Annotated in this window: 25 protein-coding genes and 1 other RNA gene; 21 read left to right on the forward strand and 5 right to left on the reverse strand. The window is 65.0% G+C overall.

Features of this window, described 5'->3' with window-relative positions:
- The first annotated feature begins 98 nt into the window (after positions 1-98).
- From TVB01_RS14925 to TVB01_RS14935, 3 genes are all read left to right on the forward strand, one after another.
- Positions 99-1,676 carry a sugar ABC transporter ATP-binding protein gene (locus TVB01_RS14925; RefSeq protein ID WP_422456693.1) on the forward strand — a complete coding sequence of 526 codons (1,578 nt, stop codon included), beginning with the start codon at positions 99-101 and terminating at the stop codon, positions 1,674-1,676.
- Positions 1,677-1,725: 49 nt separating this feature from the next.
- A complete protein-coding gene (locus tag TVB01_RS14930) occupies positions 1,726-2,760 on the forward strand; it encodes an ABC transporter permease (protein ID WP_422456694.1) in 1,035 nt (344 codons plus the stop codon).
- Between the two features lie 71 nt (positions 2,761-2,831).
- Positions 2,832-4,289: a benzaldehyde dehydrogenase gene (locus TVB01_RS14935; protein WP_422456695.1), complete on the forward strand. Its 1,458-nt coding sequence runs from the start codon at positions 2,832-2,834 to the stop codon at positions 4,287-4,289.
- A gap of 43 nt (positions 4,290-4,332) precedes the next feature.
- Here the strand turns inward: TVB01_RS14935 and TVB01_RS14940 are convergent, their stop codons facing one another.
- Together TVB01_RS14940 and TVB01_RS14945 are read right to left on the reverse strand one after the other, a co-directional pair.
- Positions 4,333-4,791 (reverse strand): carboxymuconolactone decarboxylase family protein, encoded by a 459-nt coding sequence (locus TVB01_RS14940; RefSeq protein WP_422456696.1) that lies wholly within the window; start codon positions 4,789-4,791, stop codon positions 4,333-4,335.
- A 212-nt stretch (positions 4,792-5,003) separates the two neighbouring features.
- The gene (locus TVB01_RS14945; protein ID WP_422456697.1) at positions 5,004-5,993 is read right to left on the reverse strand and encodes a pirin family protein; all 990 of its coding nucleotides are present in this window, start codon (positions 5,991-5,993) and stop codon (positions 5,004-5,006) included.
- 154 nt (positions 5,994-6,147) lie between these two features.
- Here TVB01_RS14945 and TVB01_RS14950 point away from each other — a divergent pair, with 154 nt between their 5' ends.
- The 4 genes from TVB01_RS14950 to TVB01_RS14965 all read left to right on the forward strand — a co-directional run bounded on the left by TVB01_RS14950 (position 6,148) and on the right by TVB01_RS14965 (position 9,877).
- On the forward strand, positions 6,148-6,684 hold the full coding sequence (locus TVB01_RS14950; protein ID WP_422456698.1) for a dihydrofolate reductase family protein: 537 nt from the start codon (positions 6,148-6,150) through the stop codon (positions 6,682-6,684).
- Between the two features lie 140 nt (positions 6,685-6,824).
- Entirely contained in the window at positions 6,825-7,664 is an 840-nt protein-coding gene (locus TVB01_RS14955) for an alpha/beta fold hydrolase (protein ID WP_422456699.1), read from the forward strand.
- A complete protein-coding gene (locus TVB01_RS14960; RefSeq protein ID WP_422456700.1) occupies positions 7,661-9,268 on the forward strand; it encodes an ATP-binding protein in 1,608 nt (535 codons plus the stop codon). The genes TVB01_RS14955 and TVB01_RS14960 overlap by 4 nt, the downstream gene beginning before the upstream one ends.
- A gap of 135 nt (positions 9,269-9,403) precedes the next feature.
- Positions 9,404-9,877: a GtrA family protein gene (locus tag TVB01_RS14965; RefSeq protein WP_422456701.1), complete on the forward strand. Its 474-nt coding sequence runs from the start codon at positions 9,404-9,406 to the stop codon at positions 9,875-9,877.
- Between the two features lie 3 nt (positions 9,878-9,880).
- Here the strand turns inward: TVB01_RS14965 and TVB01_RS14970 are convergent, their stop codons facing one another.
- A complete protein-coding gene (locus TVB01_RS14970) occupies positions 9,881-10,717 on the reverse strand; it encodes a glucose 1-dehydrogenase (protein ID WP_422456702.1) in 837 nt (278 codons plus the stop codon).
- 177 nt (positions 10,718-10,894) lie between these two features.
- Positions 10,895-11,263, reverse strand: a transfer-messenger RNA (tmRNA) gene (gene ssrA / locus TVB01_RS14975).
- 71 nt (positions 11,264-11,334) lie between these two features.
- Between ssrA and TVB01_RS14980 the strand changes: the two genes are divergently transcribed.
- Positions 11,335-11,976, forward strand: a complete 642-nt coding sequence (locus TVB01_RS14980; protein WP_422456703.1) for a nucleoside/nucleotide kinase family protein — start codon at positions 11,335-11,337, stop codon at positions 11,974-11,976.
- An 80-nt stretch (positions 11,977-12,056) separates the two neighbouring features.
- The gene (locus TVB01_RS14985; protein ID WP_422456704.1) at positions 12,057-12,662 is read left to right on the forward strand and encodes a YczE/YyaS/YitT family protein; all 606 of its coding nucleotides are present in this window, start codon (positions 12,057-12,059) and stop codon (positions 12,660-12,662) included.
- 6 nt (positions 12,663-12,668) lie between these two features.
- Here the strand turns inward: TVB01_RS14985 and TVB01_RS14990 are convergent, their stop codons facing one another.
- Positions 12,669-13,130 (reverse strand): TetR family transcriptional regulator, encoded by a 462-nt coding sequence (locus TVB01_RS14990; protein ID WP_422456705.1) that lies wholly within the window; start codon positions 13,128-13,130, stop codon positions 12,669-12,671.
- 156 nt (positions 13,131-13,286) lie between these two features.
- Between TVB01_RS14990 and TVB01_RS14995 the strand changes: the two genes are divergently transcribed.
- The 12 genes from TVB01_RS14995 to TVB01_RS15050 form a co-directional block, all read left to right on the forward strand.
- Positions 13,287-13,862: a GNAT family N-acetyltransferase gene (locus TVB01_RS14995; protein ID WP_422456706.1), complete on the forward strand. Its 576-nt coding sequence runs from the start codon at positions 13,287-13,289 to the stop codon at positions 13,860-13,862.
- 57 nt (positions 13,863-13,919) lie between these two features.
- The gene (locus TVB01_RS15000) at positions 13,920-15,638 is read left to right on the forward strand and encodes an alpha-glucosidase (RefSeq protein ID WP_422456707.1); all 1,719 of its coding nucleotides are present in this window, start codon (positions 13,920-13,922) and stop codon (positions 15,636-15,638) included.
- A 210-nt stretch (positions 15,639-15,848) separates the two neighbouring features.
- Entirely contained in the window at positions 15,849-16,850 is a 1,002-nt protein-coding gene (locus tag TVB01_RS15005) for a phosphate/phosphite/phosphonate ABC transporter substrate-binding protein (RefSeq protein WP_422456708.1), read from the forward strand.
- Between the two features lie 12 nt (positions 16,851-16,862).
- Positions 16,863-17,681, forward strand: a complete 819-nt coding sequence (gene phnC / locus TVB01_RS15010) for a phosphonate ABC transporter ATP-binding protein (protein ID WP_422456709.1) — start codon at positions 16,863-16,865, stop codon at positions 17,679-17,681.
- Positions 17,678-19,369, forward strand: a complete 1,692-nt coding sequence (gene phnE, locus TVB01_RS15015; RefSeq protein WP_422456710.1) for a phosphonate ABC transporter, permease protein PhnE — start codon at positions 17,678-17,680, stop codon at positions 19,367-19,369. The genes phnC and phnE overlap by 4 nt, the downstream gene beginning before the upstream one ends.
- A 1-nt stretch (position 19,370) precedes the next feature.
- A complete protein-coding gene (locus TVB01_RS15020; protein WP_422456711.1) occupies positions 19,371-20,660 on the forward strand; it encodes a cytochrome P450 in 1,290 nt (429 codons plus the stop codon).
- Positions 20,661-20,672: 12 nt separating this feature from the next.
- A complete protein-coding gene (locus TVB01_RS15025; protein ID WP_422456712.1) occupies positions 20,673-21,632 on the forward strand; it encodes a PaaX family transcriptional regulator C-terminal domain-containing protein in 960 nt (319 codons plus the stop codon).
- A gap of 64 nt (positions 21,633-21,696) precedes the next feature.
- Positions 21,697-23,181, forward strand: coding sequence for a hypothetical protein (locus tag TVB01_RS15030; RefSeq protein ID WP_422456713.1), 1,485 nt, complete (start codon positions 21,697-21,699; stop codon positions 23,179-23,181).
- Positions 23,182-23,217: 36 nt separating this feature from the next.
- Positions 23,218-24,045: an aldo/keto reductase gene (locus tag TVB01_RS15035; RefSeq protein WP_422456714.1), complete on the forward strand. Its 828-nt coding sequence runs from the start codon at positions 23,218-23,220 to the stop codon at positions 24,043-24,045.
- 52 nt (positions 24,046-24,097) lie between these two features.
- Entirely contained in the window at positions 24,098-24,580 is a 483-nt protein-coding gene (locus TVB01_RS15040; RefSeq protein ID WP_422456715.1) for a hypothetical protein, read from the forward strand.
- Between the two features lie 180 nt (positions 24,581-24,760).
- On the forward strand, positions 24,761-24,931 hold the full coding sequence (locus TVB01_RS15045; RefSeq protein WP_422456716.1) for a hypothetical protein: 171 nt from the start codon (positions 24,761-24,763) through the stop codon (positions 24,929-24,931).
- Positions 24,932-25,069: 138 nt separating this feature from the next.
- On the forward strand, positions 25,070-25,379 hold a 310-nt coding region (locus tag TVB01_RS15050; protein ID WP_422456717.1), incomplete at its 3' end, for a hypothetical protein.

Here is a 25,379-nt window from a genome sequence, read left to right on the forward strand (position 1 = left end):
GGGGTCACGGGGGGTTTGTGCCGCGCAACCCACTGGGGCGGGCCTTTTCGGGGGCGGGCCGCACCCATTCACCCCCTCCCCGACTTCCAGGAGCATCCATGGAGCAGCCCGCTGCCCTGAGCATCCGCGGCATCAGCAAGACCTTCACGGGACAACTGGCCCTCGACGACGTCAGCCTGGACATACCGGCCGGTGCCATCACGGCCCTGCTGGGCATGAACGGTTCCGGCAAGTCGACGCTGATCAAGATCCTTGCCGGCGTCTACACGCCCGACCCGGGCGGATCACTGTCGGTCCGGAACCAGGACCTGGCGCTGCCGCTCACGCCCGGTGCCGCCCACGCGGCCGGGCTCCGCTTCCTGCACCAGGACCTGGGGCTCGTGGATGCCCTGACCATCGCGGACAACTTCGCCCTGTCAGACGGTTTCTTTGCCCGCAACTCGCTGTCCCGCGTGAAACTGCGCAAGGAGCACGCCCACGTGGCGTCCACCCTGGAACTCCTCGGCATAGACGAGCATCCCGGACGGCTCGTCGGGGATCTTTCCCCCTCCGTCCGGACGATGGTCGGCATCGCGCGCGCGTTCCAGCACCGCGCCGGGAATGAATCAGGGGACGACGCCGGCACGGGCGGTGCCGATGTCGATGTCGATGCGCTTCGCCGCAACATCCTGATCCTGGACGAACCTACGGCTTCACTGCCTGCCCACGAGGCTGACCGGGTGCTGGCCCTGCTGGACATGCTGCGCAGCCATGGCGGTACAGCTGTCTACGTGAGCCACCGGATCGAGGAAGTGCGCCGCATAGCGGACCACGTTGCCGTGCTGCGCGACGGACGGCTGGTTGCCCAGGAGCCTTTGGGCGAGCGCGACGCCGCAGCGATCGTCTCGCTGGTCATTGGCCGCGAGCTTGAAGCGCCCGCGATCCGTCCGGCCGAAGAACGCGAGGGCGCCGTGCTGCTGCGCACCCGGGGCCTGAGCGGGCCGCGGCTGGACGGAGTGGACCTGGATGTCCGTGCCGGAGAAATCCTGGGGGTTACCGGCCTCGTGGGCTGCGGCCGCAGCGAACTGGTGCGGCTGCTCGCCGGTGTGCAGCAGCCGTCTGCGGGAACCATGACAGTGGCGGGCAAGCCCTATGCTCCCGGCTCCGCAGCAGCAGCCATCACTGCCGGCGTCGCCTGCGTCCCGCAAAACCGCCGGCGGGACGGCGTCGTCCTGGACCTGGGCGTCGGAGAGAACCTGACACTGGGACGGCTGGGCAGCTACAAACGCGGACCGATGATCAACCGTGCTGCTGAGAAGACGGCAGCGCAGGACCTTGCCAGGCGCTTCCTGGTCAAGACAGCATCCCTGGCCACCCCGGTCCGCAGCCTCTCCGGTGGAAACCAGCAGAAGGTCGTCGTCGCACGCGCCGCCAGCGGCTCACCGCTGATGCTGCTGCTGGATGAACCGTCCCAGGGCGTGGACGCACTGGCCCGCCAGGAGATCGCCCGGCTCCTGAAGGAACTTGCCGACGAAGGGGTGGCCGTCCTGGTCGCCAGCACCGACTACGACGATTTCGTCGGCCTGGCCGACCGCGTCGTCGTCCTGGACCGCGGGCGCATTGCCGCCGAGCTCTCCGGCAGCGACATCACCGAAGACGCGGTCGCCCTGGCCTGCCAGACAGGCGCCCCGGCGTGATGGCTGCCCTCCCTCCAACCCACGAACATTCCTCCAAGGAGCCCCTACAGTGAACCTCCGCTTCAGCCCCGGCGCCCTGATGAAGAACTACGGCATCGTGGTCTTCCTCATCCTGATGATCGTTGTCTTTTCGGCGCTCATGCCCGATACCTTCGCGACATCGGGCAACTTCCGCCAGATCCTCGCCGACCAGGCGGTGCCCGGCATCCTGGCGCTCGCCGTGATCCTGCCCCTGGCGGCCGGCGAGTTCGACCTGTCGGTGGGGGCCAACCTGGGCATCTGCACCATTACCGGAATCGTGCTCGCCGGGAACGGCCTGCCGCTGCCGCTGATCATGCTCGCCACCCTGGCTCTGGGCATGCTCATCGGCGCAATCAATGCCTTCATGACGATTGTCGTGGGAGTCAATGCCTTCATCGCGACGCTGGGCATGGCCACCATCCTCGCCGGCCTGAACCTGCTGCTGACCAATTCCACGCTCATCACCCACTCCTCCGACGCGTTCTCCGCGCTGACCGGCATCCGGCTTCCGGGCGGCCTGCAGGTTGTCATCTTCTATTTCCTGGCCGCGGCGCTGGCGCTCTGGTTCATCCTGGAACGCACTCCGTTTGGGCGGTATCTGCGGGCAACCGGCATGGGCCGCGACGCCGCGGAACTTTCCGGCGTACGTACCAAGCGCTACCTGGCTGCCGCTTTCATCGGCGCCGGGCTCCTCGGCGGACTCGCCGGAACACTGCAGGCTTCCCGCGCCGGCAACGCGACACCGGACCTCGGACCGGAGTTCCTGCTGCCTGCCTACGCGGCCGCCTTCCTCGGAGCCACGGCGATCCGGGCGGGCTACTTCAACGTCTGGGGAACCGTGGCGGGCGTCTACCTGCTGGCGGTCGGCGCCAACGGCCTCGTTATCCTCGGCGCCAAAACCTGGGTTACCAACGTGTTCAACGGCGTCGCCCTGCTCATCGCCGTCTCCGCCGCCACGCTGGTGCAGCGCCGCAAAACACGGGCCGTGCGCCCGGCTCCGGCAGCACCAACGCCGCCGGCTGAAACCAGCGTGGCCGCGCAAAGTACCGGGACCACCGCCTAAGCCACTCCCCGGACAGGCACCGGTTCCAGCCCCACCCTTTTACCCCTTCCCCCTCTGAATTAGGAGCAGCAATGACCCTCCTCGCCACTTCCCTTTGGCACGGCAAGATCTACACCGATTCCTGGACCTCCGGGTCCGCAGGCGTCCTTGACGCCATCGAACCCGCCACCGGCAACATACTCGGGTCAGTGGGCGCCGCCAACCGTGCGGATGCGCTCGCCGCGGCAACCCGGGCAGCTGCCGCCCAGCAGGAGTGGGCGCGGACAAAGCCGGAAGAACGCGCTGCCGTCCTCCGGCGGGCGGGGTTGCTGTTCGAAGACCACGCCGAGGAAATCCAGGGCTGGATCATCCGTGAAACGGGAGCCATCGCTGCCAAGGCAGGGCTGGAAACCCACATCGCCGCGAACGAATGCTACGACGCCGCTGCCCTTCCGGCACACCCTGCCGGAGACGTCCTGACCAGCAACGAAGAGCGCTGGTCCTTTGCCCGGCGCCGGGCAGCCGGCGTCGTCTCGGTCATTTCCCCGTTCAACTTTCCGCTGATCCTCTCCATCCGGTCAGTGGCCCCGGCACTCGCCCTGGGCAACGCCGTGCTGCTGAAGCCCGACCCCCGCACGAGCATCTCCGGCGGCGTCTCGATCATGCGGGTGTTTGAAGAGGCGGGCCGGCCGCCCGCCCTGCTGCAGCTCCTCCCCGGCGGTGCCGACGTCGGCCAGGCACTGGTTGAGGCGCCCGAAGTGCGCATTGTCTCCTTCACCGGTTCCACGGCGGCCGGCCGCAAGGTCGGCGAAACGGCCGGGCGGCTGCTCAAGCGTGCACACCTGGAACTCGGCGGGAACAATGCCCTGATCGTCCTGCCGGGCGCGGATCTGGACCTGGCGGCGTCGGCCGGAGCCTTTGGTTCCTTCATGCACCAGGGCCAGATCTGCATGACCACCGGACGCCACCTGGTCCATGAATCCCTGCTGGAAGAGTACGTTGAGCGTCTCAGTGCCAAGGCAAAGGCCCTTCCCGTCGGGGATCCGTGCACCGGGCAGGTGGCCCTTGGCCCGATCATCGACGAGCGGCAGCGGGACAACATCGACCGCCTGGTCCGGGCCGCGAAGGACGCCGGCGCAGAGGTCGCTGCCGGCGGAACCTACGAGAACCTCTTCTACCAGCCCACCGTGCTGACCGGTGTGACTCCGGACAACCCCGCCTGGACGGAGGAGATCTTCGGACCGGTGGCCCCGGTGCTGGGCTTCTCCACCATCGACGAGGCCATCGAGCTGACCAATGCCTCGGAGTACGGTCTTTCCGTGGGCGTGCTGGGCGATGTGGGCCTGGCGATGGAAGTCGCCGACCGGGTCGTGTCCGGCAAGGTGCACATCAACGAGCAGACAGTCTCCGATGAGGCCAACTCCCCGTTCGGAGGAATGGGCGCCTCAGGCACCGGTTCCCGCTTCGGCGGCGCAGCTGCGAACATCGAGGCCTTTACCGAGACGCAGTGGCTGACCATGCGTCCGACAATCGCCAGCTACCCGTTCTAGCGGCCGGCTGGGGTACAGCCCCGCTGCGCCGGCACCTGCCGGTTCAGCGGGGCTTGACCGGGTGTCCGCTGATGATGGAAACCCGGTTGAAGGCGTTCATCGTCACGACTGCCCAGCTCAAAACCGAGAACTGCCCGGGGCTCAGCAGGGCCTGGTACTTCTCAAAGACTTCCCCGCGCTGCTCCCCGTCGGGCAGGTGCGTCAGCGCTTCAGCCAGTCCCAGGGCGGCACGTTCGGTGTCGTCGAAGAGCGCAGTGTCGCGCCAGGCCGGCAGGACGGCGAGGCGCTGCGGAGTCTCGCCTGCTTCCAGCGCCTGGCGGGTATGCAGGTCCAGGCAATAGGCACAGCCGTTGAGCTGGGAGACGCGGAGGTTGACGAGTTCCATCACGATCCGGTCGAGCCCGGCTTCCGCTGCCGCGGTCCGTACGGCAGCAGCTGTGGACGCGAGCGCCGAATACACCGCGCGGTGCTGCTTGTCGATGAATACCTTTGTACCGTTCATGCCGTACCCGCTTCCGCACGTTTCCACATCCGCCGCAGCCTGGGGCCAGTCCACGGTGGCCTCGTCTTCAGGATGCCGCTTGAGCCGTTTCGCAATAAAGGGGCACAGCTGAATAATCCGCAAGCCGGCATCACACACGTGCCCGATAGCGTAGCGCCCGGGCTCCCCTGCCGGCGCTGTTTTGTCCTGGAGGTGCATTGAGTGCCTTTCGGTTAGCTGCGGGGACGGAGCCGGACGCCGGGCAGGACCGGTGCGGGAAGCGGCGGAAGGGGATCGTAGGGAACCGCTGAGAACCGGGTGGCCGGATCAGCGCCGGGATGGGCCTCCGCACCGATGTGCTGCTGCCAGTCGCGGCGGTACTGCACGATTTCCTCATGGCTGCGCCCAATGAAGTTCCACCACATGACGATGGTCTCGCCCAGCGGCTCCCCTCCAATCAGGACGGCACGCACCGCGCTGCCCGGCGGGGCAGTAAGCCGCAGCACAGCAGCTCCCGGGGCACGGTATGCCAGTTCACCGGGCGCGACGGCGGCACCCTGGAACTCCAGTTCCGTTCCGTCTGCCAGCACCCCGTATTCGAAGCGCGGATCGGCCTCAAGTTCCAGTGTGGTCCCGGGTTCCAGCAGCAGCTCGGCACCAACGAGGGGCGAATGCACGCGCACCGGCGAGGACGATCCGGCCAGGTCCCCCATGAAGACTCGAAGCTGCCACCCGGGGCCGGTCACAGGTTGCGGGGCATAGTGTTCAAACCGCGGTTCCGTTCCGCGGTCCTGGTCTGGAAGGGCAAGCCAGAGCTGGACGCCGTGCAGGGTCTGGGTATCCGGTGTGGAGACTTCGGAGTGCGCAATCCCGCGTCCGGCCGTCATCAGGTTGACTTCCCCGGGGCGGACCATGGCGTGCACACCGGTGCTGTCACGGTGTTCGATTTCGCCGGTGAACAGCCAGCTGACTGTCTGCAGGCCTGTATGCGGGTGAGGCGGCACCACCATCCCGCCGGTTCGCGCGACGTCGTCGGGCCCATAATGGTCCACGAAGCACCAGGCGCCGATCAGGCTCCGGCTGCGCTGCGGCAGCGTGCGGCGCACGGGCATGGCGCGCGGGCCGCCCAGCGGCACATCCCGGGGAGCATGGATTTCGACGCCGGATCCTGCCGGGCGGGCCGCACATTCCACCTCTGCCGGTGCACTTTCGACATTGCTCATGGTTTCCATCCCCTTCGGCTGATTGAGCCAACGATACATGCATATGCATCTACTGGCATCGGTGCCCGGCGAACCAGTCCCCATTAGCCACATCGCGCCAGCTTAGACAGGTGCCCCCTGATGCCCGGGCTGCCCCGGAACGTATCCTCGGTCCATGGCAAAAGTCATCTATTACGTGGCGTCATCCCTGGATGGCTACATTGCCACCGAAGACAACAAGCTCGACTGGCTGCTCGGGTTCGGCTTCGAGTCGTTCCAGGACCACTACGACCGCTTCATGGCCGGTGTTGGAGCGATCATCATGGGGGCCGAAACCTATGAATGGATCCGTGCCGAGCAGCCGGACGCCTGGGACTATGGGGTGCTTCCATGCCTGGTCCTGACACACCGGGAGCTTGTTGCTCCCGCTGAAACCGGCGTCAGCTTCGTTCAGGGCAACGTTGAGCCCATCCTGGAGCTGGCCATGGCCCTGGCCGGCGGAAGGAGCGTCTGGGTGGTGGGCGGAGGAAATGTCGCGGCCCAGTTTGCCGACGCCGGGCTGCTGGACGAGCTCTGGATCACTTATATGCCCGTTGCCCTGGGACGCGGCCGGCCCCTGCTGCCGGTCGCGGCTCCCACCGGGCGGATGCATCTGATCGGGACAACGCAGTTCAACGGCGGAGCAGCAGAACTTCGGTTCGCTGCCGGCTAAGCCAATCGACTACTCAGGCGGCTTGGTATTCCTGCGTGTCGCAGCCGCTGGTTTGCCTTCCGGGCGGACGGGATGCCGGTAAAGTTCACTTTTGCACCACTCCCCCCGCACGCTGCTCCAGTACAAAGGCCGCCGCCCTCATGACGACTGACGTTTCGACGCGCAACAATGTCCAGATCCTTGGCAACGACGCGGGCCCGGTGGTGATGTTTGCCCACGGTTTCGGATGCGACCAGGGCATGTGGCGCCGGATGATTCCCTACTTCACGGACCAGTTCCGGGTAGTGGTGTTCGACCATGTGGGTTCCGGCGGCTCGGATCTGGACGCCTACGTTCCGGCCAAGTACGCCACTCTGGACGGTTATGTCAGTGACCTGCTCGAAATCTGCGACGTGCTCGACCTGCAGGACGTCACCTTCGTCGGGCACAGCGTCGGCGCGATGATGGCTGTGGCCGCAGCAGCCGCCGATCCGGCGCGATTTTCCCGGCTGGTGCTCGTGGCGTCTTCGCCCAGCTACATGGACCGTCCTGACGACGGGTATGTGGGAGGCTTCTCCGAGACGGATATCGACGAGCTGCTCGTCTCCCTCGATTCGAACTACATCGTGTGGGCAGCTGCCATGGCGCCGATGATCATGGGCAACCCGGACAGCCCCGAGCTGCACAGCGAACTCGAAGGCAGCTTCTGCCGCCTTGATCCGGCTATTGCCCGGGGGTTCGCCCGGGTTTCCTTCCGTTCGGATGTCCGCCGCCAGCTGGCCGAGGTTAAGGTCCCCACCCTGATCCTGCAGTGCTCCGACGACCTGCTGGCCCCTCCGCACATCGGCTCGTACACCCAGGAGCGGATGCCGGTGAGCACTCTGGTCCAGCTGAAAGCGACCGGCCATCTGCCCCATGTAAGCGCTCCGGATGAAACCGCCGAGGCGATTCTGGCCTACGTGGCCAAGGCTCCGGCCGCTTCCCCGGTTCCAGCGGCGTGACCACCCCCTTCCAAGGCCCCGCACTGAGCGCACCCACAGTGGACCTGGATTATGAGGAGCTGTTCCACCACGCGCCGTCGGGCTACCTCGTGACCCTCGAGGACGGGACAATCGCCGAGGTCAACGATACGTTCGCCCGGTGGATCGGCCGCTCCCGCAGCGAGCTGCTCGGAACCAGCCTGCTGGCCCTGCTCCCGGTCGGGGACCGCATCGTATATTCCACGCATGCGCTGCCGCAGCTCGGCGTCGGCCATTCGTTTGCCGAACTTGCCGTGGATTTCGTTAACGCGGACGGCGCCCGCCTGCCTGCCCTGCTCTCGGCTACCCGCACGCCCGCAGAGGGATCCCGCCCGGCCCTCGACCGCATTGTGGTCTTCAACGCCCATGAGCGCCGCCTCTACGAACGCGAGCTGGTCGGAGCCCTCCGCGCTGCGGAAATGGCCGAGGCCGCCCGGGCCAGCGCAGAAGCCGACGTGCAGGAAAAGCAGCAGGCGCTGCGCGAAAAGGACCGGGTCCTCCAGGAGAGCCTGGCCGAGAGCCGGCGCAAGGAGTCGCTGCTGCAGACGGTGCTGGACACGGTGGAGGTTGGCGTCTCCGTTGTCGACGAGGACGGCAATGTGGTCCTCACCAATTCCCGGCAGCGCTTCATCCACCGCCGTGCCCTGCCGCCGGGCCTCACCGAAGCCAATGAGTGCGAACTGCTCATCTTCGGCCCGGACCGCGTGACACCGCTGCCGCCGGAACAGCGTCCCGTTCGACGGGCGGTGGCGGGCCAGTCCTTTTCCGACCAGCTGGTGTGGTTTGGCACTGGGGACCAGCAGCGTGCGTTCAGTGTTACGGCCCGCTCCGTGCAGCGCCAGGGCGGATTCTGCGGCTCAGTCCTGGCCTTCAGCGACGTCACCGGACTGGTGAACGCCGTCGCGGCCAAAGAGGACTTCGTGGCCAACGTCTCCCACGAGCTGCGTACGCCGCTGACGTCGATCATGGGCTACCTCGATTTGGCGCTGGAGGATGAAGCGGAGATTCCGTCACACGTGGCTTCATCCCTGAGGGTAGCGCTGCGCAACTCGGAAAAACTGCTTGAACTGGTCTCCGACCTCCTTTCGGCCGCAGCGGGACCCAGCAGCATTGAACAGGTTCCTGCCGATCTGGCTGAACTCCTGCACGGCGCCATGACCTCCGCTGCCCCCCGGGCCGAAATCAACAAGGTCAAGCTCATTGCCGACTTCCCTTCCCGCCTGCCGGTTGTCCTGGATCCGCAGCGGATCGGCCAGATGATCGACAACCTCCTCTCCAATGCCGTGAAGTATTCACCCGACGGCGGGCGCGTCACGGTGAGCGCGTGGGCTTCGAGCGGAAGCATCTCGTTCCAGGTTGCGGATACGGGGATCGGGATGAACGACGCTGAGCAGTCCGAGGTCTTTACCAAGTTCTTCCGCTCGGGGACGAGCCGCAAGGCAGCCATTCCCGGCATCGGGCTGGGCCTGGTCATCAGCAAGAACATTGTCGAGGCGCACCACGGCACCATCACGCTGCAGAGCACAGCAGGCCGGGGAACAGTTTTCACGGTGCGCCTTCCTGCACCTTCAACCTCCGACGCGTGATTTTGTGGCCTTCAAGCGCATGTGAAAACATCAACAAAAAGCTGTTGGCGGGCGGTCCCAGCGCGGCCGGCCGCGGATTGCATCTTGAGGTGAAGGACCCGCGCGCGGCGTGTGTTGGAGAGAACTGGTAGCTGAATGGACGGCAATTCTACAGCCCGGAGGGTACTCCGAAGGCTCGGATCCTTCTCCCTCGTGGGCACCATTGCCTTCCTCGTGGACATTGGACTCTTCAACCTGCTGGTGGCCACGGTCCTCGATGACAATCCCATCGCAGCCAAAATAGTCTCCGTGGTGGTGGCCACCACCATCTCGTGGCTGGGCAGCCGCTACCTCACGTTCCGCCGCACGAGGGGCCGGAGCGTGCGTTCAGAAACCATCCTGTTTGCGCTGACCAACCTCGTGGGCCTTGGCATCGCTACCGGCTGCCTCTTCGTCTCCCACTATCTGCTTGGCTTCACCAGCCAGTTCGCCGACAATATTTCCGGCAACGTCGTCGGTGTCCTGCTCGGCAACGTTTTCCGTTACTTCGCCTACCGGTACATCGTGTTCACCGAGCCCAAGGACACCACGGACAGTCCCGCGCCGGAAGACGCGGAACTGTCCCGCTAGTCCTCACATGGCCGGCGGTTCGGGCGCCGCGGGGGCCTGGCCTGGGACGGGTGGCACTGTCGGCGACGACGGCGCCTGGGCCGGTTCAGAGCTCAGCACCGCCACCTCGTACCGCGCCAGTCCTGCCGTCTCTCCGCCGTCGGCCACGAACTCGGCACCGGTGGAAAAACTGGACTCGTCGCTGGCGAGGAACAGGACCAGGTTGGCAATCTCGTCCGGCTCGCCCCTGCGGTGCAGCGCCACATGTTCCTGCCCTCCTTCCAGCCCTTCCGTCATGGGCGTCCGCACCGCACCCGGATGTACCGAGTTGACCCGGATTCCGTACGGGCCAAGGTCAATGGCAACAGACTTGGTTAGCCCGCGGACCCCATATTTCGCGGCTGTGTATCCCGGCAGATCCTTGTAGCCCTGCAGCCCGGCGGTGGAGGAAAGGTTGATGATGGATGCTCCGGCCGAGCGCTTCATTGGCTCCACCACGGCCTTGGTCCCCAGGAAAACCCCGGTGAGGTTAATGGCGATGATCGTGTTCCACTGCTCCAGCGTGTAATCCTCAATGCTGCCGAAGTTCACAATTCCGGCATTGTTCACCAGCACGTCGAGCCCGCCGAACTTCTCTTCAGCTTCCCGGACAGCCGCTGCCCAATCCTCGGGGCTGGTGACGTCCAGATGCACAAAAACGGCAGCGTCACCCAAGGACTCAGCCAGGGCCCGGCCCTCGTCGTCGAGCACATCCGCGATGACCACCCGGGCGCCCTCCGCGACGAGGCGGCGGACCACCGCGCCGCCGATCCCGCGTGATCCTCCGCTGACCAGAACCGTCTTGCCGCTGACCCGTCCCATGAAGCCTCCTTGGTACGGCTGCAGGTGCCTGGAGCTCCTGATGGACAGCCGTGACTGCCCATCCAACTACCCCTCGCGAAGGAAGTCACGGGTTTCGGCCCGGGAGGCAGAACAGGCCCGCAGCCGCAGCGGGCACGCAAAAGACTGCGCCCCGGCCTTTCGAGACGGAGCGCAGCCAGGTGGAGATGGGGGGAATCGAACCCCCGTCCGATGCCGACGAGCCAGGACTTCTCCGGGCGCAGCCTGCTGTGGATTTTCTCGGCCCCGGCCATCTCGCAGGCGAGTGGCTGATCCGGGCCCAGCCGTTCAAAAAGTCCCGGACACCTGAACGGCAGCAGTGTCCGGCAGTGGCTTCCTTAACGACGCCAGGATCCGGAACGGAAGCGTTTCCGGACTGACGGACTCACTCTGGCCTAGGCGGCGAGAGCGAAGTCAGTGCGCATAGGTTTGGCACTTATTGGTTTACAGGGGGCGTTAGCGAGATAACCCTGCATCCTCGGCCCGCTTCTCCTCGCGCGGCAAACATCGTCGATACCGATCATCCCCGTATTCAGTTACACCCCCATTAACCCATCGGCGCCCCGCAACATTCCAGCCCCTGCGCAAAGATGGTGCCCATGCAGATTCTTGAACGCAGCCTCGACGGCCTCGCTGCCGTTGCCAGCCGGTTGGCCGCCGGCGGGCAACGGCGGATCCTGGGCATCACCGGCCCTCCCGGAGCCGGAAAATCGAGCCTCGCGGAAGCACTGTCGGCGGCGCTGGGACCGGACACCGCCGTCGTCGTTGCCATGGACGGTTTCCACCTGGCGAACCGGGTGCTGGACACGCTGGGGTACCGGGACCGCAAGGGGGCGCCCGAAACGTTCGACGACGGCGGGTATGCGGCGCTGCTGCGCCGGCTGCGGCTGCAGGGGCGGAAGGAACACGTCATTTACGCCCCGGAGTTCCGCCGTGACCTGGAAGAACCTGTCGGTTCCGCCGTGCCGGTGCGCTGCGATGTTCCGCTTCTCATCACGGAGGGCAACTACCTCCTGCTGCCTGGCGGAGCGTGGCCGCAGGCACGTGCCCAGCTCGACGCCGTCTGGTATGTGGAGCTGGAGGAGACCGAGCGGATCCGACGGTTGACTGACCGGCATGCGGCCTACGGAAAATCTCCGGCAGACGCTGCTGCCTGGGCGGCCGGCAGCGACCAGGCCAACGCAGAACTCGTGGCCGCGTACGCGTCGAAAGCCGACGCCGTCGTGCGGCTGGTTCCCTAGCGTTACGCCGGCATTACCCCGGACCGGCCCCGCCGGTCAGCGGATTTGGAAACCCGGACCGGGAGGGCTTGGGTGGGAGCATGTCCTGGATTTTCCTCCGCCGCGTGGCCCAACTGCTTGCCGGCCTCTTTTTCTACGGTTTCTCGATCGGCATGATGGTCCGTGCCGGCCTGGGGGTCTCCCCCTGGGATGTCCTGGGGCAGGGCACCAGCCTGCAGACCGGCATCGCTTTCGGACTGGCCACCAACCTCATCGGGCTGGCCGTACTGCTGTTGTGGATTCCGCTGCGCCAGAAACCCGGGCCCGGCACCGTGCTCAATGTGCTCCTCGTCGGCCCCAGCGCCGAGGTCGGCCTGGCGGTAGTGAGCGAGCCCTCCGGGATATGGGGCCAAATCCTGCTGTTTGCCGGGGGCCTGACGCTGCTGGCCGTAGCCACCGGACTGTATATCGGTGCCCGGATGGGGCCGGGTCCCCGCGACGGGCTCATGACCGGGCTCCATGCCCGCTTCGGCTGGCCGATCTGGGCCGTGCGCACCGGCATTGAAGTGAGCGTGCTGGCTGTCGGCTGGGCGCTGGGCGGCACTGTCGGCCTGGGCACCGTGGCTTTCGCGCTGCTGATCGGGCCCATGGTCAACCGGACCATGCCGTTCTTCCACATTCCGGTCCGGACAGCTTCCGCCCCCTGAGTTCCGCTAGCGGGTGGCGGCGCACTCCGGGAGCAGCTCCGCCATCCGTTCATCGCTCAGCCGTGACAGTGCGGTGAGCAGGGTGGTGATCCGTTCCCGCTCGGCCCTGGTGAACCGGCTGGAGTCCAGGATGTCGCTGACCCACAGTCCGTCCATCGCCAGGCGGATCACGACGCCGATGATTCCGGCCGGATCCCGCGGGCCCAGGTTCGCTTCATCCAGCCGCCGGTTCAGGTAGAGCAGGGACTCGGCAAGGTTCGGTCGGCTGATGGCTGTTTCCAGGAGTGCGGCCTGGTCCATGGAACTGTTGGCCCGGACGTCGGAGAAGGCCTTGATGTAGGCCCGTTCCTGGGCTCCCACCGGATCCGGGTCCGCATCGGCCAGGTCTCCCAGCCGGTGCACCAGCTGCACGATCATTTCCTCGACGTCTTGCTCAATCTCGGTAATGGACGCTCCAGCGGCGAACATTGCGCTCTCTTTTCTTTGCTTTGATACCTCGGCTTCCCGGCACTGACTCCGCCAGGGTGACCGGCCAGTCTAACCCGTTTCGCGGGACTTTTCAGCTTCGTCCAACCCGGCCGAACAGCCCTCCCCCTCACCCCCGAAGGCCGGTATCGTTTGCCCATGCCCATCGAAATCCGTCCGGCGACCGTCTTTGAGGACACCGCCGCCGTCCTCGGCCCAAAGAATCCCGATGCAAATGCCTGCTGGTGCCTGAGCTACCGGCTTCTGCCAAAGGAAAACCGGGACCTGGAGCGCACGGCCAGAGGCGAACGTGTCCGCAGACTGGTCCAGGAGGACCCGCCTCCCGGCGTCCTTGCCTACGACGACGGCGTTCCGGCCGGGTGGGCAGGAATCCACCCCCGCGCGGACACCTCCTTCGCCGCCACCCGGAAGATCCCGCACCTGGACGAAACGCCCGTGTGGTCCCTGTGGTGTGTTCGGGTCCGGCCCGGGCACCGCGGAAAGGGCATCTCCCATGAGCTGGTCACCGGGGCGGTGGAGTTCGCCAGGAGCCACGGCGCTCCGGCAGTGGAGGCCTACCCTGTGGACAACGAGGGAGCGAAGGTTGATCTGACCATGGCCTACGTGGGCACCCGGTCCCTTTTCGAAGCGGCTGGCTTCACCATGGCAGCGAAGACGGAATCGGTCCTCAACGGATTCCCTCGGGTGCTCATGCGGCTGGACCTCACGCCCTGACATCACCCCGGCGCCGCGGCGTAGACTCCACGCACCGCCTGTGAGAGGAAGCCAGCCATGAGCAATCCGCACCAGCCCGCATGGTGGACCAGCGCCGTCGTCTACCAGATCTATCCGCGGAGCTTCGCGGATGGCACCGGGGACGGCATTGGTGACCTCAAGGGCATCCTGGAACACGTGGATTATCTGCAGGATCTCGGCGTGGACGTCATCTGGCTCTCCCCCGTCCATGAATCACCGCAGCGGGACAACGGCTACGACATCTCCAACTACCGGCGGATCGACCGCCTCTTTGGCACGGAAGAGGACTTCGACGAACTGCTCGGGCGGCTGCACGTCCGCGGCATGAAGCTGGTGATGGACCTGGTGGTCAACCACACATCGAGCGAACACCCTGCGTTCAAGGAAGCACGCTCCTCCCGGGAGAACCCGCTCCGGGACTACTTTTGGTGGCGGGATGCGCGCCCGGGATTCGAGCCAGGGGAACCCGGGGCCGAACCGAACAACTGGGGATCCCACTTCGGCGGACCGGCCTGGACCTTCGATCCCGCGACCCAGCAGTATTACCTGCATCTGTTCACCCCGCACCAGCCGGACCTGAACTGGGAGAACCCGAAGGTGCGGCACGAGGTGTACGAGACCATGCGCTGGTGGCTGGACCGTGGGGTGGACGGCTTCCGGATGGACGTCATCAACTTCATCTCAAAGGACCTGGCCCTGCCGGACGGGCTGATGGAACCGGGCAGCATCTGGGGCGACGGATCGCCCTATTTCACCAATGGCCCCCGCATCCACGAATTCCTCCAGGAAATGCGACGCGAGGTCTTTTCAGGGCGCGACGGCGACTTCCTCACCGTGGGTGAGACGCCGGGCGCCACGGTGGACCAAGCCCTGCTCTATACCGACCCGTACCGGGCGGAACTGGACATGGTCTTCCAGTTCGAGCATGTGAGCCTTGACCAGGCCAGCGGACGGAAGTGGGATTACCGGCCCCTGAGTCTCCCGGACCTGAAAACGTCCTGGAACCGCTGGCAGCGCGGACTGGCGGACCGCGGCTGGAACAGCCTGTACCTCAGCAACCACGACCAGCCCCGGCACGTTTCACGCTTTGGCAACGACGGCGCCTACCGCTATGAATCTGCCACCCTGTGGGCCACCCTGCTCCACCTGCAGCGCGGCACGCCCTACGTGTACCAGGGCGAGGAAATCGGCATGACCAACGCCGGGTTCACCTCAATCGACCAGTACCGCGACGTCGAATCGCTCAACTTCTACGCTGAGGCCACGGCAGGGGGCATGAGTCCCGAGGACGCGCTGGAGGCGCTGCGGGCCATGAGCAGGGACAACCCGCGCACCCCCATGCAGTGGACCGCCGGACCCAACGCGGGCTTCAGCGACGGTGAGCCCTGGATAGAGGTCAATCCGAACCACCTGGACGTCAACGCCGAATCGGACCGGGCAGCCGAGAAGTCGGTGTTCGGCTACTACCGCAGCCTCATTGATCTCCGCCACACGCAGGACGTGGTGGCCCTGGGCGACTTCCATTTGGAAGCCCCGGAACACCCCCACCTGTTTGCCTTCCACCGCCGGCTGGATAAAACGGAATGGCTCATAGTCGCCAATGTCTCCGATGCGGATCTGGAACTGCCCCTTGGAATGGCCGTCTCCGGGCCGTTGATCCTGGGGAATTACGCCGACGCCGGCGACCCGGAGGTGCTCCGCCCGTGGGAGGCCCGCGTTCTGGACGTTTCCACGACCGAGAGCTGGGTTGGCTAGCGCAGGACTTCTCCCGATGAACCATTGACATTATCAACAATCATTGGTCGAATGTGACATACGCCACTTGATCAGCTGAATTTTGGTGCCTGCTAATAGGCCACACATTCAACGGCGTCCGCAGTCTTAAGTGTTGCTCAGTTACCGGTGCCGGACATTGTCGTTCGCCATCGCCAGTCCAAGACGCGACTAGAGGAGTCAGAGCTGACTATGAACAAGAACATCAAGGCCACGGCCGCACTGGCCGCCGCCGGCATCATGCTCGCTGCCTGCGGCGCCAGCCCCAATGCACGGTCTGAAGGCACCAGCTCGGCTGACTCAGCTGGCGACGGACCCCAGTCCCTCGTATTCGCCGTTGTGCCAACGGATGACAGCAAAGAGCTGGAAAACAGCTTCAAGCCCATCGTGGCCGCAATCGAGAAGGAAACCGGACTCCCCACCAGCATCGAGGCCGTGAGCAGCAACGCCGGTGTTATCGAGGCCCAGGCGGCCCAGCGGGTGGACGTGGCTACCTACGGAGCGTTTTCCTATTACCTCGCTCAGGGCGTGGCAGATATAACCCCCGTGGCGATGGATCAGCGGACCCCCGAGGCAGGATCCGGCGCGGTGCAGTCCCTTGGCGTCGTAGCCGCAGGCTCCAGCATCAAAACCCTCGAGGATGTCCAGGGCAAGGACGTGTGCTTCACGGACCCTGCCTCCAGCACCGGATATTTGGCAGCAGCGGCCGGCTTGATCGGCATCGGGCTCGACCCAAAGACGGACATCAACCCGATTTTCGCGGGCTCACATGATGTCGCCGTGACCCAGATGCTCGCCGGGGACTGCGAGGTGGCCTTCGTAGCGGGCACCTTCATCACGGATATCCTCCCGGCACGCGGGGTCATCAAGGACGGCGATGTGGAGACGGTTTGGACCTCCCCCGACATTCCCGCAACCCCGATGGTCATTGGCAACTGGCTGCCGGAGGAACTGCAAAACAAGATCACCGATGCCGTGCTGAAGTACAACGCCGTTACGGCCGCCGAGGCAGGCCTTTGCCCGGAGGACCAGCGCGAGGCTCATCCCTCCTGGGGCGGAGACTACACCGGGAAGATGGCCTGCGAGTGGGGCGGCACAGGAGCCTTCGCCTTCGAACCAGCCACAGATGATGACTACGCAACCATCCGGGAAATCTGCGACACCACGCAGGCTGAAGTCTGCCGCAACGAGTAAGAGGCGAAGAACATGACCACCGCCCATCCAACCCACGACTCAGGACAGCCAACTGTGACAGACGCTTCGCCTGCGGAATCCAGCTTGCTCCTGCAGGACCTTGGAATGAGCTTTGGAGCCAAAACAGTGCTCAAGGGCATAAACCTGGAGGTAAAGCCCGGACAGTTTGTGGCCCTCGTGGGGCCTTCCGGTGCCGGCAAATCAACGCTGCTGCGCTTGATTAATGGAAGCCACCGGCCGACCGGAGGAACGGTAAATGTTCTCGGAGTGAATCCAGGAACGTGCGGTCGCAAGAATCTGCAGAAGCTGCGGACACAGGTGGGATTTGTTTTCCAGCAATTCGGCTTGGTAGGGCGCCTCAGTGCAATGGAGAACGTTCTGATGGGCGCCTTGGGATCCTTGAAGATGCCCCGGTACGGCATCTCCACATATCCAGCAGCACTGAGGGAAAAGGCGCTTTCCAACCTGGAAAGGGTGGGGTTGGCCGATCATCGTTTCCAGCGGTGCGACACCCTTTCGGGTGGCCAGCAGCAGCGGGTCGCGATTGCTCGGACACTCATGCAGGATGCACGAATCGTCCTGGCCGACGAACCAGTGGCGTCGTTGGATCCCAGTGCTTCTCTCTCTGTCCTGAACACCTTGAAAAAGGTAAGCGCCGAGGACGGGTTTACTGTCATCTGCTCGCTGCACCAGGTGGACCTGGCTCTCCAGGTATCTGACCGGGTAGTCGCAGTCCGAGATGGGTCACTGATCCTGGATACTCCCACCAAGGAGACGTCAGAAGCCTCACTCCGGGGGATATACGAAGAGGCGAAGGACGCTGGTTCATGAGCCACTCGGCGGAACGCACAGACCCCGCCGTCCGCTCTGAGACCAGTAACACTGGCAGCGGCCGCGGAAACATGTCCAAGGTGACGGCTCCGCTCCTAGTTTCCGGCCCCCCGCGGGTTTCTGCCGCGACGCTTGGCATCCCCCTGGCCTACCTGGCGGTTACCCTTTTCGGGATCTGGTGGATTGATATCCGTCCCGCCGCCGTAGCAGCCGGGCTCGGTGATATCGCCCGGCTGCTGGAACGAATGGTTCCCCCTACCACCGGCCCAGTGCCGGACCTGCTCACATTGACTCTCGAGACCCTGTGGATCGCAGTGGCAGGGACTGGTTTGGCGGCAATAGCTTCAGTTTTCCTCGCGGCTGCGGCGTCCCGGCACTTCACCGGCCCACGGGCAGTGAGATGGCTCGCCCAGGCAATCATCATCGTCACCAGGGCAATTCCCTCTCTCATTTTCGCCATCATTTTTGTGCGCATTTTCGGCCTGGGACCACTGGCCGGCGCACTGGCTATCGCGTTCCATTCCGTAGGCATGATCGGGAAAATGATGTCCGATGTCTTTGAGGAACAGACTCCGGCACCCCGTGAAGCGATCGCGGCTGTTGGCGCCAACCGCATGCAGAACTTCGTATCCACCACCCTGACGCGTGCTCTCCCGGCCGTCACCTCCCTGGTGATCTACCGCCTGGACATCAATGTCCGGGCCTCAGCCGTCCTCGGCCTAGTGGGGGCGGGCGGAATCGGCGTCGCGCTGCAGACGGCCATTGGCTCGCTCAACTACCGCAGGGCAGCGGGGATTATCCTCGTGATCGTTGTCCTTCTCCTCATCTTGGAACTGGTCGCGTACCTCGTACAGCGGGCGGTTGCCGAACACGCTGACGAACACACGCAGTCTCAGTTGTTCGTGCCCGGACCCGCGGCCGCTACCCCCGGGTGGAACCGCGCACGGATCCTCCGCACCGGCGGAACGGCGGCAGTCGTATGCCTGTTCCTCTATTCCTTGAGCCAGCTGTCGCTGAATCCCGCCCGTCTGGGACAAGCGTGGAACAACGCCACGGCATTGTTGTCCGGTTTCGTCCCGCCCGTGGTCACCCCGGACATCCTCTTAGGCATTTTCGAGAGCGTCATCATGGCGTTCACAGCCACTTTCTTCGGGGTGGTTTTTGGTCTGGTCATAGCCGTTCTGTCCACCAGGCATCTGGTGCGCTTCGCGCCGCTGGCTTTCGTCCTGCGGGGCCTTGTTGTCTTTATGCGCGGAATCCCAGACATTATCTACGCGCTGATATTCGTCGCGGCCCTGGGCCTCGGACCCTTCGCAGGGTTCCTCGCCCTGACGATCTCGTGCACGGCGCTGGCCTCCAAGTTCTTCACCGACTCGCTCCAAAACATAGACCCGGCACCCATCAGGGCACTGGAAGCCACAGGGGCAAACCGGCTTCAGGTTTTCGTCAGCGGGGTGTGGCCCCAGTTCGTTCCGAGCTTCATTGGCAACAGCCTCTTCACATCTGACCTGGCCCTGCGTGAGTCAGCCGTGCTCGGCATTGTCGGAGCAGGCGGAGTGGGCTTTCTGCTGGACGAATCCGTGGCAACGCTTCATTACCAGCAGACCGCCGGGATCCTCATAGGCCTCGTCGTCGTGGTGGTCGCATTGGAATCCGTGGCCCGGTGGGCCCGCAGAAAGGTTATCTGAAATGGGTCAGTGCCCCTATGGCTTCACTGCCTCCGGTGAGCGTTCCCCGAGTGCCCCGGCCGGAATACGGCCTTCTGAGTGGTCGCCCGCGCTGGATGAGACCTTCGGGAGCGCCCACCGCGACTATGCGGAACTCCGCCAGACAAATCCCTTTCCCTGGAGCGAAGATTTCGGAGGATTCTGGTCCGCCACAACCTACGAAGACATTGTTCGCATTACGCAGGATGATGACCTGTTCATCACGTCGGTGCAGAACGTAGTGCCCCACGTTCCGCGTTCCTCCCGCCGTCCCCCGCTGCACTTCGATCCGCCGGAGCACACGGCCTACCGTGAAGCCATCGATCCGGTGCTGCGCCGCTCGATCGTACGTTCACATGAGGCTGCTTTCCGTGCCAGCGCCGCCGAACTGGTACGGGGGTTGTTGGCCAAAGAGGGCGACGCCGATGGTGTCCGCGATTTCGCAGCACCCTTCGTCATGGACTGTTTCGCATCATTCCTCGGCGTCCCTGCCTCGTTGACCCGGCACATCAGGGATATCGGGGTGCGTTATTCCTTTGCCATTCAGGACATGGACGAGGCCGTCGTCGGCGAATGCAGTGCAGAGCTGTACCGGATCGCCGAATCCGTCTACCGGGAACGGCTGGCGGCCGGTGCAGATTCAGCACAGGACCTCGTTACCAGTCTTCATGAGGCTGCATTGAACCCTGACAATCACATCACCGAGAAGACAGCGATCGCCACGATCCGGCAGATGATAGTGGCGGGGATGGGTGCTCCACAGGCAGTGCTCGGCAGCTGTCTGGTGCATCTGGCGCAGGACCAGGACCTGCAGCAGCACCTGCGGAAGAATCCAGCCGATCTGCCGGCGGCCATCGAGGAATTCCTCCGGCTTCACGCCCCCTACCGGGTCTTTGCCCGGACGGCGAAACAGGACACGATCGTACGCGGACGCATGATCCGGGAGGCAGAACCAGTCGCCCTCTTGTTCCCTTCCGGCAACAGGGATGAAACGGTATTCCCCGAGCCGGACAAATTTGTGCTGCGCAGGCCAAACAACTCCCATTTGGCTTTCGGCAGGGGCGCCCACAAGTGCCCGGCGGCCACGCTGGGCAGATTGGAGCTTCTCGTAGCCCTGGAAGTACTCCTGGAACGCACCGAGCGTTTTGAGCTTGCCGGCGACGTCACAATGATGAACTGGCTCGAATACGGACCACGCGCCGTCCCGCTGCACCTGGCTGGAAGGACGGTTGCGGGTGCGTCCCATGTGCTCAATCCGGGCATCGGGCAATGACAGAATCGACCCATGCCTCCGCCCACCCTGCCGCGTTTCCAGTCCGGCGCACCCCCGCAGCAGCTGCTGACCGTATTGCTGGGCGACTACTGGCACACCCGCAGCGAGCCGATTCCCTCGGCCGCGCTCGTGGATTTACTGCAGGTTTTTGGTGTGACTGCCAGCGGGGCCCGCGCGGCCATCCAAAGACTGGCACAGCGCGGTTTCCTGGTCGGGACAAAAGCCGGCAGACAGACGTCCTACGCCGTGTCGCCTATGAGCCGGGACCGGGTCAACACGCATGTCCGCGCCCTGTTTATGAGCCACTTGCCGCAGGCCTGGGACGGGTCCTGGACCTTGGTCGGATATTCCCTCCCCGAGGATGCGAAAGGAACCCGGAGGGTCCTCCGCGATCAACTCCGGCAGCTCGGTTTTGGAAATCTCTACGATGCCCTGTGGGTTCGTCCCGGCAACCACCTGGAGGCTGTGGACAACTTGCGGGCGCACCTGGCCGGCCTGCTGAGTCCGGATCAGCTCACTGTATTCACTGGTGCCCAGCTCCCGGGCGGGGAAGGGATGGACGCTGTCCGGACCGCATTTGGTTTGCCGGCACTGTCCACAGGCTATGCGGACTTTATCGAACGCTGGGAGCCGTTTGCCGCCGCTCTCGAGAAGAGGCCAGAGGGTGCCCTGGACACAGATCCGGGCTCAGGGCTCCGTCCGGGGGACTCAGTCCTCCAGCTCCGGACCTCGATCATGGCCGACTGGCGCACCCTGCGCCGGCAGGACCCCTGCCTCCCCCACGAACTACTCGGCCAGGAATTCCCCATGCACCGCGCCGTGGAAATTTGTTCGGCCCTGTATGACTCTCTGGGCCCGGCAGCGGAATCAGGTTTCCGCAGGATCCTGCGTACACACGATGAGTCGTTGGCCGCTCTGGCCACGCATCACACCTTTGAGGCATCGGCCTCGCTGCTTCGCTCGAAGGACTGAGACCGTACCTACGAATTTCCCCCGTGCCCCTTGAGGCGCATAGCGCACCACGGACAGGATCTCCATGCCACGCATAGAACACCCATCGAAACTTGCCGCCAAGGTGCTGCCTTCGGCTCTTTCCGCCGCACTTATCGTTGCCGCTTTCACCGTTGCACCGGCGGCGATGGCCCCTGCACACGCGGTTCCTGCCTCGGAGAAGCCGGCTGCCACAGCATTCAATGAACCCGCTGCAGAGGTACGGGGTACCCTTCCCGGCGGCGGACGCTATGTCCTGCACGAACCCGCTCGGTGGAACGGAACGGTACTGATGTGGAATCCGGGGTACGGCGGAGCACCCGAAGCTGCCGCTGCCCCCAATCCCACAGTCCAAGGTTGGCTGCTGTCCAAGGGATATGCACTCGCCGGCAGCACTGCCGCGGCGGGCGGCTGGGGAGTCGAAGGGCTCATCGGCAATCAGCCCGCGCTCCTTGACGCGGTGAAGTCCGAGCTGGGCGAGCCCAAGTTCGTGGTTTCCTGGGGTTCGTCCATGGGCGGACTGACATCAGTGGCAAACATGGAGGCTCATCCACAGATGTTCGACGCCGCCCTGCCGCTGTGTGGGTCCGTTGCCGGTGCGATTCCCATGCTGAACGGAAGCCTGGACGGCGCCTTTGTCCTGAAAATGCTTCTCGCACCGGGTGACACCCGGTTGGAATTGGTCGATGTGCAAGACGAACCAACCCGGCAGGCAGCCTTTCGTGAAGTGCTGGACGAGGCACAGGCGACGCCCGCAGGAAGGGCGCGAATTGCATTGGCTGCAGCCGTAGCCCAACTTCCCTCCTGGACCCAGCCCGGCACCCCCGAACCTTCACCCCGTGATTACGCTGCACAGCAGGAACAGCTCTATGCAGCCTTCATGTTCGGAGTGATCTCGCCGAGGCAGCCCCTGGAAGAACGTGCCGGCGGCAACTTCTCCTGGAACACCGGGGTCGATTATGCCCGTTCCCTGAACCAGTCCGGCCAGGCACAAATGGTCCGTTCCCTCTACGCAGAGGCAGGGATTTCCCTCTCCGACGACCTCAAGACTGTCAACACCGCGGAGCGGGTTAGCGCGGATCCTCTTGCCGTGGACTACATGCAGGCCAACGCCACGCCCCTCGGAGATATTAACGGCCCCGTGCTTTCTCTTCACGAGACCGGAGACACCGCCCCGACGGTGACCCAGGCGGGGACATATGCCGAACGGGTGCGGCGCAACGGGGACAACGCCCTCCTGCGCCAGGCTTTCGTCGACAGGCCGGGACACTGCAATTTTGCGGATGCTGAAATCGCTGCAACGGTCACCACCCTGCAGCAGCGGCTGGACTCCGGCCGCTGGGCCAGCCTGGCGCACCCAGCCACGCTCAACCGCCTTGCTGACCGGATCGCCAAGGAAGACAACCTCGCAAGAGGCGGTTCCTTCGCTTCATTCCAGCCGCCCCCGGATGCTGCGTCCGGAACGCGCCGAAGGCAGCTAGGGCTGCGGGGAACCCGCCGGATTCGTTGCGCAGACGGAGGTGGCGGCTAGGCTCGCAGGAAAGAGACCGAACAGCCAAGGAGTGCTATGTCCACCGCCCCCACCATCCCGCTCCGCAACGGGCTTGAACTGCCCGCGCTGGGCATGGGCACCTGGCCCATGGATGACGCACAGACCGCAGACGCCGTAGTTACAGCCCTTGAGGCGGGTTACCGCCTGTTCGACACGGCGGAAAACTACGGCAACGAGGCCGGTGTGGGTGAGGGCATCCGGCGCAGCGGGATCGCCCGGAGCGAGGTTGTTATCACCACGAAGTTCAACAAGCGGTGGCACTCCCGGGACGGCGTCCGCGAGGCGTTTTCCGCGTCGGCCCAGCGGCTCGGCACCGAGTACATCGACCTGCTCCTGGTGCATTGGCCCAACCCGGACCAGGACCGGTTCGTCGAGGCTGTCCAGGGCATTGCCGACCTTCTCGCCGAGGGGATGGTGCGCGGGATCGGGGTTTCAAACTTCAAGCCAGCCCACCTCCAGCGCCTGGCCGACGCCGGGGTCCTTCCCGACCTGAACCAGATCCAGGTTGACCCCCGCCACGTCCGTGAAGCGTCCCGGCAGGCCAACAGCCGGCTGGGCATCGTCACCGAATCGTGGAGCCCGCTGGGGAGGGACGGTGGCCTGCTGAAGGACCCGGCTGTCACCGCGCTCGCCGCAAAGTACGAACGGACACCCGGGCAAATCGTCCTCCGCTGGCACGTGCAGCAGGGCCTGGTTCCCATTCCGAAGGCATCCTCCCGGGAACATTTGGAAGAAAACCTGGCGGTCTTCGATTTCGCCTTGGAAGAAGCCGAGATAGCGGACCTCTCCGCACTGGATACCGGAGAGGCCGGGATCCTGGACTCAGACAGCTTTGGACACTAAGCGTCCCGGCCGCGGGCTTTCCCGGCGGCGGGCAGGCTGTTAGCGTCGGGACATGTCCCGCAGCCCCCTGCTCCGTGCCCTGACCAGCCGCGCCCCCAAGACCAGCCGCCAGCGCCGGGCCGCCGCCGTCGTCCTGGGGCTCTTCCTGGCGTTCGCCGGCACCAGCCATCTCACGTTCGCGCGGGATGAGTTCCAGGCGCAGGTTCCCGGCTGGGTGCCGATGGACAAGGACCTGGTGGTGGTGGTTTCCGGTATCGCCGAAATCGGCCTGGGTGCTGCGCTCGCCGCGCTGCCGGGCCGCCGGGTACCAGTGGGACTGGCGGCCGCAGCGTTCTTCATCGCGATCTTCCCGGGCAACATCTCGCAGTACGTGACGCAGACGGACGGATTTGGGCTGGACACCGACCAGAAGCGGCTCGTCCGGCTCTTCTTCCAGCCGCTGCTGGTCATCTGGGCTCTGTGGTCCACCGGCGCGTGGCAGGCCCTGCGCACTGCACTCCGCCGGAAACAGCCGGACCCGCGCGCAGCCCGGTGAACGGACTTTGATGCCCGCCACAGCAACATGTGCACAACACCACCGTTTTGCCTGCGCGCTTTGTGATGGGGGTTATGCAACCCGGCTCCCGGGTTGCCTAGCCTTAAGTGGGAGCGGGGGCAGGCGCGTGCCTTGCACGCCGCCGACATCCCCCACTCATGACCATCGAAAGGAGGACCTATGTTCCAGACAAGGTCCACTCGTGGAACCACCCAGCGGACAACTGCCCTCCTCACGGGCATCGCCATCGCTTCCGCCCTCGTGGCAGGCGGCGTCTCCGCCGTTGAAATGAGCTTCGAGACCGCACCGTCCCTTGGCGCGGCTGTCGAAGCAGCTCCGGCCTCAGCCTAGGATCCGGCCGGCTGAATCCCGAAGTCCCGCAGATGAATTGTCTGCGGGACTTTCAGCTCCCCGGGTGCAGTGGAAGAATCGCGGCACACCAAGGAACTGCACAGCAGCACGGCGGCACAAAGTCCAGGAGCTGATCGCATGGCTGGAACCCAACGCACGCCCACGGGACCGGACTACGGCAACGTCCCCGTCATCGCGTCCGGCGTTATCGCAGCATTCGTTGCCATTACGACGGCGGTGGTCTCCACGGGCGGGGCAGAGAACGAATTCCGCTGGCAGCTTGGCCTCGCGGCCGGATGCATTGCCTTCATCGTTTGCCTGGCCACGTTCACGCTGATGATCCTCGCGGGCAAACCCAATCCTGATTCCATGGGCCACGGATCGGGCGTCAACCGCCGGTTGGGCGCCCCACCCGCTGCCCCGGAGAAGGACCCAGAGGAGCCCGGGG

The sequence above is a fragment of the Arthrobacter sp. 7Tela_A1 genome (assembly GCF_049311065.1).
Lineage (GTDB): Bacteria > Actinomycetota > Actinomycetes > Actinomycetales > Micrococcaceae > Arthrobacter_B.

What these genes read in the sequence shown, in the direction of transcription:
- TVB01_RS15040 (WP_422456715.1), top strand. Translation starts at nt 24,098, where the DNA reads ATGTCCCGCAGCCCCCTGCTCCGTGCCCTGACCAGCCGCGCCCCCAAG.
- TVB01_RS14935 (WP_422456695.1), top strand. Translation starts at nt 2,832, where the DNA reads ATGACCCTCCTCGCCACTTCCCTTTGGCACGGCAAGATCTACACCGAT.
- TVB01_RS15035 (WP_422456714.1), top strand. Translation starts at nt 23,218, where the DNA reads ATGTCCACCGCCCCCACCATCCCGCTCCGCAACGGGCTTGAACTGCCC.
- TVB01_RS14940 (WP_422456696.1), bottom strand. Translation starts at nt 4,791, where the DNA reads ATGAACGGTACAAAGGTATTCATCGACAAGCAGCACCGCGCGGTGTAT.
- TVB01_RS14955 (WP_422456699.1), top strand. Translation starts at nt 6,825, where the DNA reads ATGACGACTGACGTTTCGACGCGCAACAATGTCCAGATCCTTGGCAAC.
- TVB01_RS14995 (WP_422456706.1), top strand. Translation starts at nt 13,287, where the DNA reads ATGCCCATCGAAATCCGTCCGGCGACCGTCTTTGAGGACACCGCCGCC.
- TVB01_RS14965 (WP_422456701.1), top strand. Translation starts at nt 9,404, where the DNA reads ATGGACGGCAATTCTACAGCCCGGAGGGTACTCCGAAGGCTCGGATCC.
- TVB01_RS15045 (WP_422456716.1), top strand. Translation starts at nt 24,761, where the DNA reads ATGTTCCAGACAAGGTCCACTCGTGGAACCACCCAGCGGACAACTGCC.
- phnC (WP_422456709.1), top strand. Translation starts at nt 16,863, where the DNA reads ATGACCACCGCCCATCCAACCCACGACTCAGGACAGCCAACTGTGACA.
- TVB01_RS15005 (WP_422456708.1), top strand. Translation starts at nt 15,849, where the DNA reads ATGAACAAGAACATCAAGGCCACGGCCGCACTGGCCGCCGCCGGCATC.
- TVB01_RS14990 (WP_422456705.1), bottom strand. Translation starts at nt 13,130, where the DNA reads ATGTTCGCCGCTGGAGCGTCCATTACCGAGATTGAGCAAGACGTCGAG.
- TVB01_RS15000 (WP_422456707.1), top strand. Translation starts at nt 13,920, where the DNA reads ATGAGCAATCCGCACCAGCCCGCATGGTGGACCAGCGCCGTCGTCTAC.
- TVB01_RS14925 (WP_422456693.1), top strand. Translation starts at nt 99, where the DNA reads ATGGAGCAGCCCGCTGCCCTGAGCATCCGCGGCATCAGCAAGACCTTC.
- TVB01_RS15020 (WP_422456711.1), top strand. Translation starts at nt 19,371, where the DNA reads ATGGGTCAGTGCCCCTATGGCTTCACTGCCTCCGGTGAGCGTTCCCCG.
- TVB01_RS15030 (WP_422456713.1), top strand. Translation starts at nt 21,697, where the DNA reads ATGCCACGCATAGAACACCCATCGAAACTTGCCGCCAAGGTGCTGCCT.
- phnE (WP_422456710.1), top strand. Translation starts at nt 17,678, where the DNA reads ATGAGCCACTCGGCGGAACGCACAGACCCCGCCGTCCGCTCTGAGACC.
- TVB01_RS14945 (WP_422456697.1), bottom strand. Translation starts at nt 5,993, where the DNA reads ATGAGCAATGTCGAAAGTGCACCGGCAGAGGTGGAATGTGCGGCCCGC.
- TVB01_RS14985 (WP_422456704.1), top strand. Translation starts at nt 12,057, where the DNA reads ATGTCCTGGATTTTCCTCCGCCGCGTGGCCCAACTGCTTGCCGGCCTC.
- TVB01_RS15025 (WP_422456712.1), top strand. Translation starts at nt 20,673, where the DNA reads ATGCCTCCGCCCACCCTGCCGCGTTTCCAGTCCGGCGCACCCCCGCAG.
- TVB01_RS14950 (WP_422456698.1), top strand. Translation starts at nt 6,148, where the DNA reads ATGGCAAAAGTCATCTATTACGTGGCGTCATCCCTGGATGGCTACATT.
- TVB01_RS14980 (WP_422456703.1), top strand. Translation starts at nt 11,335, where the DNA reads ATGCAGATTCTTGAACGCAGCCTCGACGGCCTCGCTGCCGTTGCCAGC.
- TVB01_RS14970 (WP_422456702.1), bottom strand. Translation starts at nt 10,717, where the DNA reads ATGGGACGGGTCAGCGGCAAGACGGTTCTGGTCAGCGGAGGATCACGC.